The organism is Candidatus Nanopusillus massiliensis, from assembly GCF_920984865.1.
This window is the reverse complement of the sequence record NZ_OV100765.1, coordinates 186,182-186,422: the sequence shown is the minus strand read 5'-3', so window position 1 is coordinate 186,422 and position 241 is coordinate 186,182.

Here is a 241-nt window from a genome sequence, read left to right as displayed (position 1 = left end):
ATGTAATATATTACCANNNNTAAATCAAACATTAACATTAACAATACAAGAAGTTATGAATGGAAATATATCTGCACTATTGGATACTCAATATCTATTAGAAAACTATAATTGGGAAGTAATAAGAAATATAGGAGAACATAATGAAGAAGAATTTATTAAAGAACATATGGAACACTTTAAAAGAGAAATTGAAAATTGGGAATGGAACAATTGGAGCTGGAATAATACAATAAATTGG